This is a genomic window from Parahoeflea alexandrii (genome assembly GCF_027214025.1).
Lineage (GTDB): Bacteria > Pseudomonadota > Alphaproteobacteria > Rhizobiales > Rhizobiaceae > Hoeflea > Hoeflea alexandrii_A.
This window is the reverse complement of sequence record NZ_JAPWHB010000002.1, coordinates 464,854-481,991: the sequence shown is the minus strand read 5'-3', so window position 1 is coordinate 481,991 and position 17,138 is coordinate 464,854. Positions and strand designations below refer to the sequence as shown.

The following is a 17,138-nucleotide window of genomic DNA, read 5'->3' as shown; positions in this document are numbered from 1 at the left end:
TGCACGCGATGGAACGGTCTAGGCTTTGAGCGGGGGCTCCTGATAGGGCTTGCTCAGGACCGGCAGCAGGCTTGGTCCGCGCAGCCTGAGGAAATCGTCAAGCGCCTGCAGCGCCGGGGTGGGCGACCGGCCGGCGTGCCGGATCGCATACCATTGCCGCCTGATCGGGGTTTCGACAACATCGAGAATGGCGATGCTGCCGGCCCGGCATTCCTGCTCGATGGTGTGGCCGGAGATGAAGGCTATGCCCAGTCCGGCGATCACCGCCTGCTTGATGGTCTCGTTGGAATCCATTTCCGTCGGGACCGTGCGCATGCCCTCGATCGTGTCGGCCATGAAAAACTCGAACGATGAGCGCGTGCCTGAGCCTCTCTCCCGCACGATGAACTTCTGCTCGGCCAGTTCTTCCCTGCTGATGTCGAGCTTGCCGACCAGCTGATGATCGGGGCTGGCGATGAAGACCAGCGGATGGTCGCCGAACAGGGTGGCGTTGACCCTGAACGATGTCGGCGGACGGCCCATCAGGGCGATGTCGATGTCATGATCATGCAGCTTCTGAATGATTTCGGAGCGGTTGGCCGCGACCAGTGTCATCGATATGCCGGGATGCAGCGCCGTGAAGGCGGCGATGACGCGCGGCGCGAAATACTTGCCGGTCGAGACGACGCCCAGACGAATCGTGCCCGCGGCAACGCCCTTGTGCGCCTGGACGGTTTCCTCAAGCGAGGTCACCTCGTTGACAATGCGATGAGCCGTTTCAATGGCGATCTCGCCGATCTCGGTCGGTTGCGCGCCGGATTTGGAGCGCAGGAACAGCTGGCAGCCAAGCTCCTGTTCCAGTTGCTGCAATTGCAGCGTCACGGCCGGAGAGGTCAGCCCGAGCGCCCGCGCCGCGGCGGAGATCTTGCCGTGCTTTTGAATGGCGAGCAGCGTGTGCATCTGGCGGATGGATATGTTGAGCATTTTTCAAATGTTAAAAAATCTTATATAAACTGTCAATAAGTTAAAATTTACAAATATAGCGAAACGCCTATTCATTGTGGTTCGGGAGGAGAACCGCAATGTCAGGGCAATCGTTACTCGCATTCTTGCGTTCAGGGTCATTTACCCAGAAGCCGCACAGTGAAGCCGTCTCGGCAACCATCGGCGCATTGGCCAAGGCCGCTCTCGAGGTCCGCAAGCTGACAACGCAGGGCGCGCTCAATGCGGGCTTTGCAGCCTCGCGTGGCAGCGAAAACACCGACGGCGACATCCAGAAGGATCTTGATGTCGTGGCCGACGGCATCTTCCTGCAGGCCATCCGGGAGGTGCCGGTGGCGCTCTACGGCTCGGAGGAAAACACCGGGGCGATCCTGATCGATCCGGCCAAGCCGCTGGCGCTGGCGATCGATCCGCTCGACGGCTCTTCCAACATCGAGACCAATGTCTCGATCGGCACGATCTTTTCCATCCTGCCGGTAACCGGCGATCCGAAATCCGATCCGGAGAAGTCCTTTCTGCAGCCCGGTACGACACAGCTGGCCGCCGGCTTCTTCATCTACGGGCCGCAACTGGCGCTGGTCCTGACCGTCGGCACCGGCACGCGGATCTTCATTCACTCGAGCAAGTTCGGCGATTTCATCGAGGCCTATGATTCCGTCGCGATCCCGAAGAATGCCTCTGAATTTGCCATCAACGTGTCGAACTACCGGCATTGGGAAGAGCCGATCCGGCTTTATGTCGACGATTGTTTCGCCGGCAGCGAGGGCCCGCGCGAGAAGGACTTCAACATGCGCTGGATTGCGTCGCTGGTAGCCGATTGCTACCGGATTCTCATCCGCGGCGGCGTGTTTCTCTATCCGGCCGACAAGCGCAAGGGCTACGGCTCGGGGCGGATCCGGCTGGTCTACGAGGCCAATCCGATCGCCTTTCTGGTCGAGCAGGCCGACGGCGCGGCGACCGATTCGGTCAACCGTATCCTCGATATCCAGCCCACCAGCCTGCACCAGCGCATTCCGCTGGTCTTCGGCTCGAAATCCAAGGTCGAGCGGGTCGCCCGCTATCACGTCGATCCGGAGATGATCAGCGAGCGCTCGCCCTTGTTCGGTAACCGCGGTCTTTTCAGGGTTTGATCCATCATGTCAGCTAAATTTCCCATCATATCCATTACAGGCTCGTCGGGCGCGGGCACCACGACGGTCGAGCAGACCTTCAAGAAAATCTTCGCCCGCGAAAAGGTCACAGCCTCCTTCATCGAAGGCGATGCATTTCACCGCTTCGACCGCCAGGCGATGAAGGACAAGATCACTGAAGAAAAGGCACAGGGCCGCGACTTCACCCATTTCAACGCCGAAGCCAATGAACTCAAAATCCTCGAGAGCGTGTTCGAGGAATATGGCCGGCGCGGCAAGGGGCGCACCCGGCATTACATCCACGATGACGAGGAGGCCGAGCGCTATGGCGCGGCGCCGGGCACCTTCACCGAGTGGGAGGAATTTGGCGACAGCGACGTGCTGTTCTACGAGGGCCTGCACGGCTGCGTGGTCACCGACGATGTCAACCTGGCGCAGCATTGCGACCTTAAGATCGGCGTGGTGCCGGTGATCAATCTCGAATGGATCCAGAAGATCCACCGCGACAAGGCGGCGCGCGGCTATTCCACCGAAGCCGTCACCGACACCATCCTGCGGCGGATGCCGGACTACGTGCACTACATCTGCCCGCAATTCTCGCTGACCGATATCAATTTCCAGCGGGTGCCGATCGTCGATACCTCCAATCCGTTCATCGCGCGCTGGATCCCGACGCCGGCGGAATCGATCCTGGTGATCCGCTTCGCCAATCCGCGCGGCATCGATTTTCCCTACCTGCTGTCGATGATCCAGAACAGCTACATGTCGCGCGCCAATTCCATCGTCGTGCCGGGCGACAAGCTCGATCTCGCCATGCAGCTCATCTTCACGCCGCTGATCCACAAGCTGGTCGAGCGCAAGCGCCGCATGTCCTGAGGAGACCGTCATGAACATTTCCCAAGCCATAGCCGCCTCCGACAGCATGAGCGAACGGGACATGGCCAATGCCATCCGCTTCCTCGCCATGGACGCCGTCCAGGCGGCCAATTCCGGCCATCCCGGCATGCCGATGGGCATGGCCGATGTCGCCACCGTGCTGTTCAACCGCTTCTTCAGGATCGATCCGTCGATGCCGAACTGGGCTGACTGCGACCGCTTCGTGCTCTCGGCCGGCCACGGGTCGATGCTGATCTACGCGATCAATCATCTGATCGGCTATTCTGACATGACGATGGAGCAGTTGCGGAACTTCCGGCAGTGGGGTTCGAAAACCCCCGGTCATCCGGAATATGGCCACACGCTGGGCGTCGAGACCACCACCGGACCGCTGGGGCAGGGGATCACCACGGCTGTCGGCATGGCGCTCGGCGAGGAAATGATGGCGGCGCGGTTCGGCCGCAAGCTCGTCGACCATTTCACCTATGTGATCGCCGGCGACGGCTGCCTGCAGGAGGGCATCAGCCACGAGGCGATCGATCTCGCCGGCCATCTGAAGCTGAAAAAACTGATCGTGCTGTGGGACGACAACGAAATCTCCATCGACGGAGCCACCTCCCTCTCCACGTCGATGAACCAGCCCATGCGGTTCAAGGCCGCGGGCTGGGATGTTCAGAAGGTCGACGGCCATGACCCCGAGGCCGTGGCTGCCGCCATCGAGAAGGCGCGCAAGAGCTCCAAGCCCTCGCTGATTGCCTGCCGGACGACCATCGGCAAGGGCGCGCCGACAATGGAAGGGTCGCACAAGACCCATGGCGCGCCGCTGGGCAAGGAGGAAATCGCAAGGGCCCGCGAAGCGCTGAACTGGCCCTATGAGCCGTTCACTATTCCCGCCGCTATCAAATCGGCCTGGGAGTCGGTGGCCGAACGCGGCCTGACCGCCCGCAGGCAATGGCAGGAGCGGCATGCCGCGGCACGCAACGCGGCAGCCTTTGACCGCGCGCTGGCGGGCGACGTACCCGAGAGCGTGTTCCGCAAGCTGGCGGCCTTCCGCAAGGAGCATCAGCAGAAGGCAACCAAGGTCGCCACGCGCCAGGCTTCGCAGATGACGCTCGAGGTGATCAATGGTGCGACCACTCTGACGATCGGCGGATCGGCCGATCTGACCGGTTCCAACCTGACCCAGACCTCGCAGACGCAATCGATCGGCCCAAGGCAATTCAAGGGCCGTTACATCCATTACGGCATCCGCGAACATGCCATGGCGGCGGCGATGAACGGGTTGTCGCTGCATGGCGGCTTCTTTCCCTATGGCGGCACCTTCCTGGTGTTTTCCGATTACGCCCGCGGCGGCATGCGGCTGTCGGCGCTGATGGAGCAGGGCGTGATCTACGTGCTGACGCACGATTCCATCGGGCTTGGCGAGGACGGGCCGACGCATCAGCCGGTCGAGCATCTGGCCATGCTTCGGGCCACGCCGAACATGAACGTCTACCGGCCTGCCGATATCGTCGAGACGGCGGAATGCTGGGAACTGGCGCTCAAGGACCGGTCGACGCCGAGCGTGCTGGCGCTATCGCGCCAGGGCCTGCCGATGCTGCGCGAGACCGGATCGGCCGAGAACCTGTCGGCGCGGGGCGCCTATGTGCTGCATCAGCCGAAGCGGGCGCGCGATGTCACCCTGCTTGCGACCGGATCGGAAGTCGAGATCGCCCGCAAGGCAGCGGAGCAGCTCCTCGATCTGCACGGGGTCAGCGCTGCAGTCGTCTCGATGCCGTGCTGGGAAAAGTTCGCGGCGCAGGATCAGAGCTACCGCGACGAGGTGCTCGGAACCGCCCCGCGCATTGCGGTCGAAGCCGCGGCCCGGATGGGCTGGGACCGCTGGATCGGACCGGAGGGCGCCTTCGTCGGCATGGACGGCTTCGGCGCGTCCGCGCCGGCTGCCGAACTCTACGAGCATTTCGGCATCACGGCCGAACGGGTTGCCGGGCTGGCGCTCGACCTGACAGGCAGGGCCGGATCATGAGTGGTGCAACCGATCTTCAGGACCGGACCGTGCTGGTCCGGTGCGACCTGAGCGAGGGCCTCGATGCGGATTTCGCCGTCGGCCTGCGCGATCTTGTCGGTCGCGGCGCGCGGGTGGCGGTGATCGCCGGATATGACAATCCGGGCGGCGACGTGAACCCGACCCTGTCGCTCCGTCATCTGATTGAGCCGCTTAAGCAACTGACCGGACTGCCGGTGCATTTCGTCGGAGACTGTGTCGGTCCGGTGGCGGAATCCGGCCTTGCCGCGACGCCCGCCGGGGCGATCGCGCTTCTCGAGAACCTGCGATTCCATCCCGAAGCCCAGCGCCGCAGCCGGACTTTCGCCATCCGCCTGAGCGCGCTCGGCGACTATTTCGCAGTGCCGGGCGGCATGCCCGAGACCGCATCCGTCTGGATCAGGGAGCTTGCGAAACTGCTGCCCGAACCGACGCCGACTTTCGCCCCTTCAGCCTGACAGGAGATCCCAATGGCCCGCATCACCCTTCGTCAACTGCTCGATCACGCCGCCGAACAAGGCTACGGCGTGCCGGCCTTCAACATCAACAACATGGAGCAGGGGCTCGCCATCATGCAGGCGGCCAAGGCGTGCAATGCCCCGGTGATCATGCAGGCATCGCGCGGAGCGCGATCCTATGCCGGCGACATCATGCTGTCGAAGATGATCGACGCGCTGACCGAGATGTATCCGGACATCCCGATCTGTATGCACCAGGACCACGGCAACAACGAGGCCACCTGCATGAGCGCGATCCGCCACGGCTTCACCTCGGTGATGATGGACGGGTCGCTGGAAGCCGACATGAAGACGCCGGCGTCCTACGATTACAACGTGACCATCACCGAACGGGTGGCGCGGATGGCGCACTGGGTCGGGGCATCTGTGGAAGGGGAACTTGGCGTGCTCGGCTCGCTCGAGACCGGCGAGGCGGAAGCCGAGGACGGCTCCGGCGCCGAGGGAAAGCTCTCGCACGACCAGCTGCTGACCGATCCGGACCAGGCGCTTGATTTCGTGCTTCGCACCAAGGTCGACGCGCTGGCCATCGCCTGCGGCACCTCGCACGGCGCCTACAAGTTCTCGCGCAAGCCCGATGGCGACATCCTGGCGATGAACGTGATCGAGGCGATCCACCGCAAGATCCCCAACACCCATCTGGTCATGCACGGTTCCTCCTCGGTGCCGCAGGAGCTGCAGGACATCATCAACGAGTTCGGCGGCGAGATGCCGCAGACCTTCGGCGTTCCGGTCGAGGAGATCGTCCGCGGCATCCGGCACGGCGTGCGCAAGGTCAACATTGACACCGATTGCCGGATGGCGATGACCGGCCAGTTCCGCAAGATCGCCACTTCCAAGGCCAGCGAGTTCGATCCGCGCAAGTTCCTCAAGCCGGCGATGGACGCGATGCGGGACCTGTGCCGCGACCGCTTTGAAGCTTTTGGGACCGCCGGGCAGGCATCGAAAATCCGGGTGATCGCCATGGACGACATGGCGGCACGCTATGCCAGCGGCACGCTCGATCCGCAAACCACCACAGCCAAGGCTGCCTGAGAAACCGATTCAAGCTCCTGACGGAGAGATTCAAGAAGAGAGGTCAACGCCATGAATACGGACGCAAAAACCGAGATCAAGGGCAAGGAACGCTATAAGGCCGGCGTGCTCAAATATGCGCAGATGGGCTACTGGGACGGCGACTACGAACCCAAGGACACCGATCTGATCGCCCTGTTCCGGATCACGCCGCAGGAGGGCGTCGATCCGATCGAGGCGGCCGCCGCGGTCGCCGGTGAAAGCTCGACGGCTACCTGGACCGTGGTCTGGACCGACCGGCTGACGGCCTGCGACCAGTACCGCGCCAAGGCCTACCGGGTGGATCCGGTTCCCGGCACGCCGGGCCAGTATTTCTGTTACGTCGCCTATGACCTGATCCTGTTCGAGGAGGGCTCGATCGCCAATTTGACGGCGTCGATCATCGGCAACGTGTTCTCGTTCAAGCCGCTGAAGGCGGCGCGGCTCGAGGACATGCGGTTCCCGGTCGCCTACTGCAAGACCTTCAAGGGCCCGCCTACCGGCATCGTGGTCGAGCGCGAGCGGCTCGACAAGTTCGGCAAGCCGCTGCTCGGCGCCACCACCAAGCCGAAGCTCGGTCTGTCGGGCAAGAACTATGGCCGCGTGGTCTACGAGGGGCTCAAGGGCGGGCTCGACTTCATGAAGGATGACGAGAACATCAACTCGCAGCCCTTCATGCACTGGCGCGACCGGTTCCTCTACTGCATGGAAGCGGTCAACAAGGCGACCGCCGAAACCGGCGAGATCAAGGGCCATTATCTCAACATCACCGCCGGCACGATGGAAGAGATGTACCGCCGGGCCGAATTCGCCAAGGAGCTGGGGTCGGTCATCGTCATGGTCGACCTCATCATCGGCTGGACCGCGATCCAGTCGATCTCGGAATGGTGCCGGCAGAACGACATGATCCTGCACATGCACCGCGCCGGCCATGGCACCTACACGCGGCAGAAGAACCACGGCATCTCGTTTAGGGTGATCGCCAAGTGGTTGCGGCTCGCCGGTGTCGACCACCTGCATTGTGGCACCGCGGTGGGTAAGCTCGAGGGCGATCCGCTGACCGTGCAGGGCTACTACAATGTCTGCCGCGAGACCCGCAACGAGGTCGACCTGCAGCGCGGCATCTTCTTCGAGCAGGACTGGGCCGACATCAAGAAGGTCATGCCGGTGGCCTCCGGCGGCATCCATGCCGGGCAGATGCACCAGTTGCTGGACCTGTTCGGCGACGACGTGGTGCTGCAGTTCGGCGGCGGCACCATTGGCCACCCGATGGGGATCCAGGCCGGGGCCACGGCCAACCGGGTTGCGCTCGAGGCGATGGTTCTGGCCCGCAACGAGGGCAGGGACATTGCCAATGAGGGGCCCGAGATCCTGCGTGCCGCCGCCCGCTGGTGCAAGCCGCTGGAAGCCGCGCTCGAGACCTGGGGCAACATCACCTTCAACTACACATCGACAGACACGTCGGACTTCGTGCCGACCGCGTCGGTCTCCATGTAAGCCCGATTGAAGAGGACACGGACATGCGTATCACCCAAGGCTGCTTTTCCTTTCTGCCCGACCTGACCGACGAGCAGATTTCCGCCCAGATCGAGTATTGCCTGTCGCGCGAATGGGCGGTCGGCATCGAGTACACCGACGATCCGCACCCCAGGAACACCTACTGGGAGATGTGGGGCCACCCGATGTTCGATCTGAAGGATCCCAAGGGCGCAATGATGGAGCTCGACGACTGCCGCAAGGCGCATGGCGACAGCTACATAAGGATCAACGCGTTCGATTCCTCGCGCGGTTTCGAGACGGTGATGATGAGCTTCATCGTCAACCGGCCAAAGGAAGAGCCGAAACTGCAGATGACCCGCACCGATGTGCGCTCGCGCAGCCAGACCTATTCCTGGGACGCGGCGCGGCGCTGATCTGAAAGCATCCGCCGGCCCAAATCGCTGGGCCGGCGGCAATCGTTGAGGAGACGATGATGGCCGACGCCGCTGACATGATTGCGCCTGATGAAGCAGAGGCCTTGCCGACTGCGATCGACCTGCGCGAGGAATACAACAAATCCGGCGTCGCCGAGGTACTGGACGAACTCGACCGGGAACTGATCGGGCTCAAGCCGGTCAAGCAGCGGATCCGCGAGATCGCGGCGATGCTGATCGTCGAGCGGGCGCGCAAGGCTATGGGGCTGAGCCACGAAACGCCGACGCTGCACATGAATTTCGCCGGAAATCCCGGCACCGGCAAGACCACCGTGGCGATGCGGATGGCCAATATCCTGCACCGGCTGGGCTATGTCCGCAAAGGCCATCTGGTGTCGGTGACGCGCGACGACCTGGTCGGTCAATATATCGGCCACACCGCGCCCAAGACCAAGGAAATCCTGAAGAAGGCGATGGGCGGGGTGCTGTTCATCGACGAGGCCTATTACCTCTACCGGCCGGATAACGAACGTGACTACGGCCAGGAAGCGATCGAGATCCTGTTGCAGGTGATGGAAAACAACCGCGAGGACCTGGTGGTGATCCTCGCCGGCTATGCCGACAGGATGGACAAGTTCTTCGAAAGCAACCCCGGCTTCCGGTCGCGCATCGCCCATCACATCGAGTTTCCCGACTACAGCGAAGGCGAACTTCTGCAGATCGCCGACGGCATGCTCAAGCAGCAGACCTATCATTTTGACGAGGAAGCCCACGAGCTGATGCAGCGCTATATCAGGCTCAGGCGGCAGCAGCCGCATTTCGCCAATGCGCGCTCGATCCGCAACGCGCTCGACCGGGCGCGGCTGAGGCAGGCCAACCGGCTGTTTTCGACCGCCACCGGACCGGTGACGGCGGAAGACCTGTCGACCATCACGGCGGAGGACCTGAAGGTCAGCCGGGTGTTCACCATGGGCATCCCGGATGGTGCTGCGGAGGAGAGGGCATGAAAAAGACCATCATCGCGCCCTCGGTGCTGTCGGCTGATTTTTCCCGCCTCGGCGAGGAGATCGAGGCCGTGGTCGAAGCCGGCGCCGACTGGATCCATCTCGACGTGATGGACGGGCATTTTGTGCCCAACATCACCTTCGGCCCGCCGATCATCAAGGCGGTGCGCAACCGCACCGACAAGGTCTTCGATTGCCACTTGATGATCGAGCCGTGCGATCCGTTCCTTGCAGCCTTCGCCGATGCGGGCTGCGACATCATCACCGTGCATGCCGAGGCGACAAAACATCTCGACCGGTCGCTGCAGGCGATCCGCGACCTGGGCAAGAAGGCGGGCGTGTCGCTCAACCCGTCGACGCCCGAAAGCGTCATCGAATACGTGCTCGACCGGCTCGACCTGATCCTGTTGATGACGGTCAACCCGGGTTTCGGCGGGCAGAAATTCATCCCGGCGGTGGTCGACAAGGTGGCGCGGGTGAAGAGCATGATCGGCGACCGGCCGATCGACATCGAAATCGACGGCGGCGTGACGCCCGAAACCGCGCCGCTGGTGGCTGCCGCCGGCGCCAATGTGCTGGTCGCCGGTTCGGCGGTGTTCAAAGGAGGGACACAAACAGCGTATAAGACCAATATCGATGCACTTCGCGCGGCATCCGATGGCGCGCTGCGCTAAGACTTGTTACCGGAACTGATCGAGGAGACCTCCAATGGCCGCAATTCCCCCCTTGTGTGATTTTGGATGGAAACCGAGTGACGCTCGCTTGATCGGCGTCGACGGACAGGCCCGTAATATTCTTGATCAAGCCGGCGAAAACGGTCTGGTGGTGGCGTTCATCTGCAACCATTGCCCCTACGTCAAGGCGGTGATCGACCGCATCGTGCGGGATGCGGGCGATCTGGCGGATATTGGCGTCGGCTTCGTGGCGATCTCTTCGAACGATGTGGACGCCTATCCCGAAGATTCGTTTGAAAACATGAGACTCTTTGCCGATCAGCATCGGTTTCCGTTCCCGTATCTGTATGATGAAGACCAGTCGGTGGCGCGGGCCTGGGGTGCGGTGTGCACGCCGGATTTCTTCGGCTTCAACGCGCAGATGGAGCTGCAGTATCGCGGCCGGCTTGACGCATCGCGGCGGGAAACCGGACCTGTGGATCTCAGGCGGGACCTTTACGAGGCGATGCGCCAGGTGGCCGGGACCGGCAAGGGTCCTCAAGACCAGATCGCCTCGATGGGGTGTTCGATCAAATGGAAGGATGCTGTGTGACCGGAATTTTCGCCAATGACGGGGATCGCTGCGGCTGGCCACAGGCAATCCTGTTCGACCTGGATGGAACGCTGATTGATTCCGCGCCGGATATCGCGGCTGCGGTGAATGAATTGCTCGCCCAGGACGGGCTGCCGCCGCTGTCGGTGGATGCGGTGCGGGGCATGATCGGAAACGGGGTCAGGAAACTGGTCGAGCGGGCCTGTGCTGCATCCGGCAAACCGGTCGAAGCCGACGGATTGGATCAGGCGACCGACCGGATGATGGGCATCTACGGCAAGCATCTTACCCGGGACACGGTTGCCATGCCAGGCGCCATGGAGATGGTTGCCGCCTATCACGGCGCCCGCGTCAAGATCGGTGTTGTAACCAACAAGCCGGAAGCCTTCACCCGCGAGATCCTGAAGCATTTCGGCATCGACGGGCAGGTGGATGTCGTGGTTGGCGGCGATACCGGCCCGGCCCGCAAGCCGGCGCCCGACATGCTGCATCATGCGCTTGCGGCCATGGGGTTATCGGCAGGCCGCGCGTTGATGGTTGGCGACAGCCCCGCGGATATCGGCGCGGCCAAGGCGGCGTTCATGGCCAATGTCGCGGTGCGCGGCGGCTATACCACCGTACCTGCCGACGAGCTTGGCGCCGACCGGGTGATTTCGAGCCTGCTCGAGCTGCCTGCGGCGATCGAAGCTCTCAAACAACCGGTGCGGGCGCGCAAATGAGCAAAGCTATCGGTGCTCATTCCGGTGTTTCCGACCAGGCCGTAATCCGGGGGGCGAGGCAGATAAGGCACAGTCGCGATCAAGGCCTAAGCCATGAGCCGCGCACCCAACGAATTGATTTCAATCGAAGGTCGCATGCCTTTGTCCTTGACGCGTCATCATCGGTGCGATTGACTGCCGCTTGGAACAGGTGGCTCAGATGTATCGTGATGTGCTCGGCCATCAGGTGGTCCTGAGCCCCGATCGTGCAGGGGTGTCCTTATGAGCAATGCTGCTGATCCTGCCTGTCTGTGCGGGAAGTGCACGAGTTGCGTGATCTTCAATCGCTCCGTCTGCCATGTCGCATCGCCTGAGGCGATGGCGCAGCTCAACCGTATTTCCCATATCCGGAAGTTTGCGCGCGGCACGGTCATCCAGGGGCAGGGTGAGGCCAGCGACATTGTCGGCAATATCATCGAGGGCGTGGTCAAGCTTTCCAGCGCATCGGCGAATGGCGACGATCACATCGTCGGCCTTTTGTTTCCGTCGGATTTTTTTGGTCGGTTGTTTGCCGAGGAATCCCGGTTTGCCTACGAGGCGGTCACCGACGTGACGCTGTGCGCGATGAACAAATCCGGCTTCGAACGTTTCCTGATCGATCATCCGGAGGTCGAACACGAAATGCTCAAGGCCAAGCTCGATGAGCTGGATGCGGTCAGGGAATGGGCGGCAATCACCAATGGCCATACCACCATGCAACGTGTGGCAACGTTGCTCTTCGTGTTCTCGCTGCGGTCGAGGAACCAGCGCAGGGAGCCAGGGGATCAGTCTTCTAATCCAGTCGTACATGTTCCGCTCAGCCGCCGCGACATCGCTGACTATCTGGGCACAACCCCCGAGACGCTCAGCCGCAATATTCAGACTCTGGCACGGGCAAAGGTGATCCGGATCATCAATGCCAAGCATTTCGAACTTCTCAACGCTAGTGAGCTGGTCAGGCATTCAGGCGAGTCGCGCGAGGATCTCGAAAGGATCGCTGCCCGCTGAGCATCGGCCTGCAATAAGCCGAAGCCTGCCAGGCAAGTCCGGGAGCGGCGGTTTTCATCTTTCGACGGCATCGCCAGTCGAGATACCTGGACATTGACGAACATCAATGTGCGGGCCCGGTTTTGGGTCGAGCATGGTCCCCGAGCACCTTGGCTGACCGCCTTGGGAAATGGGGAAAACATGGTGAGATCCGGCACAGTAATCTCGGTTTCCGATGATGTTGGCGTCTTGCGGGATGCCCTGGTTCAGGGACCGGTATGCGATCCTCTCGGGGTCCGCACCGAGAGCCCCGGACGCGAGGTTGAGGAAGCGGCCAGCCAACACAGGCGTCTGGTGCGGGCGCTCGAAAAATTCGGTGTGACCGTCCGGCATGTTGATGCACTGCTTCATTCCGCACTCGGGTTTGCCGATGCGCGCGACTGGATACTCGAACGGCGGCTTGCCGAAGTTGAAATCGAGACGAGCTCGGCCGGCGGCATCATTTTCTGGCTAAGCGAGCAGCCGGCCGAAGTATTGACACGCTTCCTGATGGAGGGAATGCAGATCACCGACCTGCCTGCCGGACTGCGCGGTGCGGCCCATGAAGCTGCCATTGGTGAGGGCTGGCTGATCGCACCGCTCGGCGATGCGATGCATCCGCGCCCACGGCTCCGGGTCATTGATGGCGGCGTTCTGCTTTCCCAGCCCGAACAGCGGCAAAGCCGTGCAGCGGCGATCACCGCTGCGACGGTCCTGAATTTCGCGCCGTTGTTCGATCAGTCACGCTTCGAGTTCTGGCTGACCGCCGACGGCGCCGACCGATCTTCTCCGCCGGTCGCCGGAAACGACATCGCCATGCCGAGCGAGAGGGTCTGCGTCGGGGCGATAACGCGCAACACAAGTGTCCAGGCGCTGTCCCTGCTGGCCGCATCGCTGTTTCGCCACAACCGGGTCAGCAGCATGTTCTGGCTGGACCTGACAGGCACCGGGTGCGAGTGCCTCGACGACTGCTTCCTGCCGCTCAGCCGTGATTGCCTGCTTGTCGACATGGCGCTGCTTGAAACGGCCAGCGCTTTCGGGGTGCGCGCCAATCACCGGGGCGCCGTCCTGGGGATCGAGCCTTGCGGATCTTCATTCGTCCAGGATCTGGCCCGGCGCATGGAGATGACCGAGTTGCATCTTATCGATATCGGGCAGCATCCCAGGCCGGTGGCGGACGCGCTTGCGACGCTTTCACCGATCGTGCTGTCGCCGGGGCGGATCATCGCGTTCGAGGAACATGAAGCGGGTTTTCGCGTACTCGAGCAACATGGTGTCGAGATCGTATCGTGCATTCCCGGAGCAGCGCTTTCCCCGCGCGGAAAAGGTCCCCGCGGACTTCTGGCCACGCTGCACGCGGTCTAGAATTGACTGGGTGAACCAAGCCGGCGGCTGATCTCGTCCGGATCGTCCGCCCGATCCCCCAAGAGATTGGCTCCGTTTGGAAAACTTGTCCCCTGGACCATTGCGTGTCCCTGTTCCGGCATGAGAGGGTCCGTGCGGAACAGCAGCCGGGGAGACATGCCATGGCGTCATTCATGCCGGAAACCGAGACCGCGTTTGCCCGCGAGATCGTCGAGATCGAGGACCAGCCGATCGAGATGCCCGACGGCTGCCGGCTGTCGGCACGGATCTGGATGCCGCAGGATGCGGTCGAAAACCCCGTGCCGGTCATCCTGGAACATCTGCCCTACCGGAAACGCGACGGCACGATCGTGCGCGACAGCCTGACCCATCCGTGGATGGCGGGGCAGGGCTACGCCTGCATCCGGGTCGACATGCGCGGCAACGGCGATTCCGAAGGCCTGATGGAAGACGAGTACACGGCGCAGGAATTGCAGGATGCCTGCGATGTGATCGCCTGGGCGGTGAGCCAGCCCTGGTGTTCGGGAACGGCCGGCATGATGGGGATTTCCTGGGGCGGGTTCAATTCGCTGCAGGTGGCAGCACTCAGGCCGCCGGCGCTGAAGGCCATCATCACCATCTGCTCGACCGCCGACCGCTTTGCCGACGACATCCATTTCAAGGGCGGCTGCCTGCTGGGCGAGAATTTCGGCTGGGCGGCGAACATGCTGTCCTATTCGTCGCGTCCGCCGGATCCATTGCTGATGGGCCCCGGATGGCGCGAACTGTGGCTCAACCGGTTGCGGGAAATGCCGTTCCTGGCGCGCGAATGGATCTCGCGGCAGGCGCGGGACGACTACTGGAAGCACGGGTCGGTCTGCGAGGATTACGATGCGATCGAAGCGGCGGTGCTGTCGATCGGCGGCTGGCACGACGGCTATCGCAACACGATTTCAAACCTGGTCGAGAACCTCGCAGCCCCGGTCAAGGGCATCGTCGGGCCATGGATCCACAAATATCCACACTATGCCGGACCCGAGCCGCGGATCGGATTCCTGCAGGAGGCCCGGCGCTGGTGGGACCGCTGGCTCAAGGGCATCGACAATGGCGCAGATGGCCTGCCGGCCTACCGGGCGTGGCTGATGGACAGCATCGTGCCGCATCGCTGGGTGGACGAGCGACCGGGCCGGTGGATTACGGAAGCCGAATGGCCGGCAGCCGGGATCGTCTCGAAAGGGTTTGATCTGGGTGACGGCACTCTCGGTCAGGGACCGATCAGCGCACCGGTAGCGGTGTGTTCGCCGGCCGATTGCGGTACGCAGACGGGTGAGTATTTTCCGTTCGCCTACGGCCCCGAACTGCCTGACGAGCAAACGCCGGATGATCGGAGATCCGCGTGTTTCGATGGTGCCGTGCTCGCCGAACCGCTCGACATCGTCGGTGCGCCGCGAGTCCGGATCAGGGCCGGTTCCGACAAGCCGATGGCGCAACTGGCCGTGCGGCTTTGCGACCTGCGCCCGGATGGAACCTCGGCGCTGATCACCATGGGTGTTCTCAACCTGTGCCACCGGAACTCCGCCGAGGCGCCGGAACGATTGACGCCGGGTGAGGTTTTCGAGGCGGTCGTCACGTTAGACCAAATCGCCTACCGGATTCCGGCGGGGCATCGGCTGCGGGTTGCGATTTCGACCTGCTACTGGCCGTTCATCTGGCCTGCGCCGGAGCGGGCCACGGTGACGCTCGAAGCCGGTCGGCTTGATCTCCCGTGCCGCGCCGTGCTCGCCGACAGCGATGAATGCAGCTTTGAAAAACCGGTCGGCGCGGAACCCTGGCGACATGAGAACCTCAGGCCGTCCGCCTCGACGCGAGCGACCGAGACTGACCCTGAAACCGGCCTTGTAACCACGTCGATCTTCAACGATGCCGGCGAGAACCGTGATCTCGACCATGGTCTGGTTTCGGGCAGCACGACGCGCGAGCGCTGGTCGATCCATCCGGATGATCCGCTGTCGGCAACGGCGCATATACGATGGGAGCAGACTGGCGGGCGTGACAGCTGGTGGACAGAGACGGTCGCGGAGATGGAGATGCGTTGCGACAAGGACTGGTTCTATGTCACGGGCAAGCTGGTGGCGACGGAGAACGACACCGTGATGTTCGACAAGGAATGGGACGAACGGATCGCGCGCCGGTTTGTCTGAACCCGGCAGATCCCCGGGCATGGCTCAATAGGGCCATTCGCCCGCGCCGAGCGCCTTGAAGCCCGCTATCATCCGGTCAAAACTGTCACGGGCGCGGGCGACCGAGTGCCGGGCGCGCAGATAGCCGTGCACGAGCCCCTTTTCGTCAAAGCAGACCGCCTGTCCGCCAGCGTCCATCATCCTCTGGCAATAGTCGGGGCCGTCGCTTGCCAGCGGGTCGCATTCCGCTGTGAAGATCACGGTCGGCGGCATGCCGGTGAAATCGGTCGCGGCGAGCGGGGTGAAGCGGGGATCTGCGGTCGGAGACGTGCCACCCGAGCGGAGTACGTCATAATAGAGCATGTCGGCGGTGGTGAGCATGGGCGCGTTGGCGTGGTCGACAAAGCTGCCTTGGGAGGTGTCCGCGCCAAGTGCCGGATAGATCAGCAGCTGTCCCGCGGGAACCCGCTTTTCGCCGCGTGTCGTCCATGAGACCGCTGCGGCGAGATTGCCGCCGGCGCTGTCGCCAGCAAGGATGACCGGATGTCCGCGATCGCCGGCAATGAAGCGGAACGCCGCAAGCGCGTCGTCAAACTGGGCCGGATGCAAGTGTTCGGGCGCAAGGCGGTAGTCGATGGCAACGACTTCGAACCCGGTCCGGTCGCAGATTTCGGCGCAGATGCTGTCGTGGCTTTCCAGCCCGCCAAGGATGAAGCCGCCGCCATGTAGATAAAGTACGGTTGCCGCAGGCGCTCCGGATCCGGTCCTGTATTCGCGCACCGGGATTGGCGTGACAGGGCCGGGGATGGTGTAATCGCGGGCCGAGACGCCTGCGGGACGGCCGGCGTCGAACGCCCGGCAAAGGTCGTCGTAGACCTGGCGTTGGCCCTGATAATCCAGGCTGGTCGCGGTTTCGGGGTAGAAGGAGACAGACTTGTCGATGAACGCCCAGGTTTCTTCGTCGAGCAGGGTGTCGTAGGGGGCAGGGCGCAACGGCGTGTCCTTCCGGTTCGAGATATTGATGTTGACGCCCATGCAATCGCGAGGCACAGCTTCTGTCAAACCGGAA

The 17,138-nt window shown here is 62.8% G+C and carries 16 protein-coding genes; 14 read left to right on the top strand and 2 right to left on the bottom strand.

Features of this window, described 5'->3' with window-relative positions:
- Nucleotides 1-18 precede the first annotated feature (18 nt).
- Entirely contained in the window at nucleotides 19-963 is a 945-nt protein-coding gene (locus tag O4H62_RS08475) for a LysR substrate-binding domain-containing protein (RefSeq protein WP_269386998.1), read from the bottom strand.
- Between the two features lie 98 nt (nucleotides 964-1,061).
- On the opposite strand from O4H62_RS08475, the gene O4H62_RS08470 reads away from it, so the two are divergent.
- From O4H62_RS08470 to O4H62_RS08405, 14 genes are all read left to right on the top strand, one after another.
- Nucleotides 1,062-2,111 (top strand): class 1 fructose-bisphosphatase, encoded by a 1,050-nt coding sequence (locus O4H62_RS08470; protein WP_269386997.1) that lies wholly within the window; start codon nucleotides 1,062-1,064, stop codon nucleotides 2,109-2,111.
- A gap of 6 nt (nucleotides 2,112-2,117) precedes the next feature.
- Nucleotides 2,118-2,987 carry a phosphoribulokinase gene (locus tag O4H62_RS08465; protein WP_269386995.1) on the top strand — a complete coding sequence of 290 codons (870 nt, stop codon included), beginning with the start codon at nucleotides 2,118-2,120 and terminating at the stop codon, nucleotides 2,985-2,987.
- A gap of 10 nt (nucleotides 2,988-2,997) precedes the next feature.
- Nucleotides 2,998-5,013 carry a transketolase gene (gene tkt / locus O4H62_RS08460; protein WP_269386994.1) on the top strand — a complete coding sequence of 672 codons (2,016 nt, stop codon included), beginning with the start codon at nucleotides 2,998-3,000 and terminating at the stop codon, nucleotides 5,011-5,013.
- Entirely contained in the window at nucleotides 5,010-5,489 is a 480-nt protein-coding gene (gene pgk / locus O4H62_RS08455) for a phosphoglycerate kinase (protein ID WP_269386992.1), read from the top strand. Before tkt ends, pgk begins: the two co-directional genes overlap by 4 nt.
- A gap of 12 nt (nucleotides 5,490-5,501) precedes the next feature.
- The gene (gene fba, locus O4H62_RS08450) at nucleotides 5,502-6,581 is read left to right on the top strand and encodes a class II fructose-bisphosphate aldolase (RefSeq protein ID WP_269386990.1); all 1,080 of its coding nucleotides are present in this window, start codon (nucleotides 5,502-5,504) and stop codon (nucleotides 6,579-6,581) included.
- Nucleotides 6,582-6,632: 51 nt separating this feature from the next.
- A complete protein-coding gene (locus O4H62_RS08445; RefSeq protein WP_269386988.1) occupies nucleotides 6,633-8,096 on the top strand; it encodes a form I ribulose bisphosphate carboxylase large subunit in 1,464 nt (487 codons plus the stop codon).
- Nucleotides 8,097-8,119: 23 nt separating this feature from the next.
- The gene (locus O4H62_RS08440; RefSeq protein ID WP_269386986.1) at nucleotides 8,120-8,512 is read left to right on the top strand and encodes a ribulose bisphosphate carboxylase small subunit; all 393 of its coding nucleotides are present in this window, start codon (nucleotides 8,120-8,122) and stop codon (nucleotides 8,510-8,512) included.
- 59 nt (nucleotides 8,513-8,571) lie between these two features.
- Complete coding sequence (gene cbbX / locus O4H62_RS08435; protein WP_269386985.1) at nucleotides 8,572-9,519, top strand: CbbX protein; 948 nt, start codon at nucleotides 8,572-8,574, stop codon at nucleotides 9,517-9,519.
- Nucleotides 9,516-10,190 (top strand): ribulose-phosphate 3-epimerase, encoded by a 675-nt coding sequence (gene rpe, locus O4H62_RS08430; protein ID WP_269386983.1) that lies wholly within the window; start codon nucleotides 9,516-9,518, stop codon nucleotides 10,188-10,190. The genes cbbX and rpe overlap by 4 nt, the downstream gene beginning before the upstream one ends.
- A 34-nt stretch (nucleotides 10,191-10,224) precedes the next feature.
- Nucleotides 10,225-10,782 carry a thioredoxin family protein gene (locus O4H62_RS08425; protein WP_269386981.1) on the top strand — a complete coding sequence of 186 codons (558 nt, stop codon included), beginning with the start codon at nucleotides 10,225-10,227 and terminating at the stop codon, nucleotides 10,780-10,782.
- Nucleotides 10,779-11,501, top strand: coding sequence for a phosphoglycolate phosphatase (gene gph / locus O4H62_RS08420; RefSeq protein WP_331284451.1), 723 nt, complete (start codon nucleotides 10,779-10,781; stop codon nucleotides 11,499-11,501). The genes O4H62_RS08425 and gph overlap by 4 nt, the downstream gene beginning before the upstream one ends.
- A 312-nt stretch (nucleotides 11,502-11,813) precedes the next feature.
- Entirely contained in the window at nucleotides 11,814-12,527 is a 714-nt protein-coding gene (locus O4H62_RS08415; protein WP_269386978.1) for a Crp/Fnr family transcriptional regulator, read from the top strand.
- Between the two features lie 180 nt (nucleotides 12,528-12,707).
- On the top strand, nucleotides 12,708-13,910 hold the full coding sequence (locus O4H62_RS08410) for an arginine deiminase family protein (protein WP_269386976.1): 1,203 nt from the start codon (nucleotides 12,708-12,710) through the stop codon (nucleotides 13,908-13,910).
- A gap of 161 nt (nucleotides 13,911-14,071) precedes the next feature.
- The gene (locus O4H62_RS08405) at nucleotides 14,072-16,090 is read left to right on the top strand and encodes a CocE/NonD family hydrolase (RefSeq protein ID WP_269386974.1); all 2,019 of its coding nucleotides are present in this window, start codon (nucleotides 14,072-14,074) and stop codon (nucleotides 16,088-16,090) included.
- Between the two features lie 24 nt (nucleotides 16,091-16,114).
- On the opposite strand, the gene O4H62_RS08400 is transcribed toward O4H62_RS08405, so the two are convergent.
- On the bottom strand, nucleotides 16,115-17,104 hold the full coding sequence (locus O4H62_RS08400; RefSeq protein ID WP_269386973.1) for an alpha/beta hydrolase: 990 nt from the start codon (nucleotides 17,102-17,104) through the stop codon (nucleotides 16,115-16,117).
- Between the last annotated feature and the right edge of the window lie 34 nt (nucleotides 17,105-17,138).

Bases quoted from the DNA above. Each gene is read 5' to 3' on its own strand.
- O4H62_RS08405 (WP_269386974.1), top strand. From the start codon at position 14,072: ATGGCGTCATTCATGCCGGAAACCGAGACCGCGTTTGCCCGCGAGATC.
- fba (WP_269386990.1), top strand. From the start codon at position 5,502: ATGGCCCGCATCACCCTTCGTCAACTGCTCGATCACGCCGCCGAACAA.
- O4H62_RS08425 (WP_269386981.1), top strand. From the start codon at position 10,225: ATGGCCGCAATTCCCCCCTTGTGTGATTTTGGATGGAAACCGAGTGAC.
- pgk (WP_269386992.1), top strand. From the start codon at position 5,010: ATGAGTGGTGCAACCGATCTTCAGGACCGGACCGTGCTGGTCCGGTGC.
- O4H62_RS08440 (WP_269386986.1), top strand. From the start codon at position 8,120: ATGCGTATCACCCAAGGCTGCTTTTCCTTTCTGCCCGACCTGACCGAC.
- O4H62_RS08410 (WP_269386976.1), top strand. From the start codon at position 12,708: ATGGTGAGATCCGGCACAGTAATCTCGGTTTCCGATGATGTTGGCGTC.
- O4H62_RS08445 (WP_269386988.1), top strand. From the start codon at position 6,633: ATGAATACGGACGCAAAAACCGAGATCAAGGGCAAGGAACGCTATAAG.
- cbbX (WP_269386985.1), top strand. From the start codon at position 8,572: ATGGCCGACGCCGCTGACATGATTGCGCCTGATGAAGCAGAGGCCTTG.
- tkt (WP_269386994.1), top strand. From the start codon at position 2,998: ATGAACATTTCCCAAGCCATAGCCGCCTCCGACAGCATGAGCGAACGG.
- rpe (WP_269386983.1), top strand. From the start codon at position 9,516: ATGAAAAAGACCATCATCGCGCCCTCGGTGCTGTCGGCTGATTTTTCC.
- O4H62_RS08465 (WP_269386995.1), top strand. From the start codon at position 2,118: ATGTCAGCTAAATTTCCCATCATATCCATTACAGGCTCGTCGGGCGCG.
- O4H62_RS08475 (WP_269386998.1), bottom strand. From the start codon at position 963: ATGCTCAACATATCCATCCGCCAGATGCACACGCTGCTCGCCATTCAA.
- O4H62_RS08400 (WP_269386973.1), bottom strand. From the start codon at position 17,104: ATGGGCGTCAACATCAATATCTCGAACCGGAAGGACACGCCGTTGCGC.
- O4H62_RS08470 (WP_269386997.1), top strand. From the start codon at position 1,062: ATGTCAGGGCAATCGTTACTCGCATTCTTGCGTTCAGGGTCATTTACC.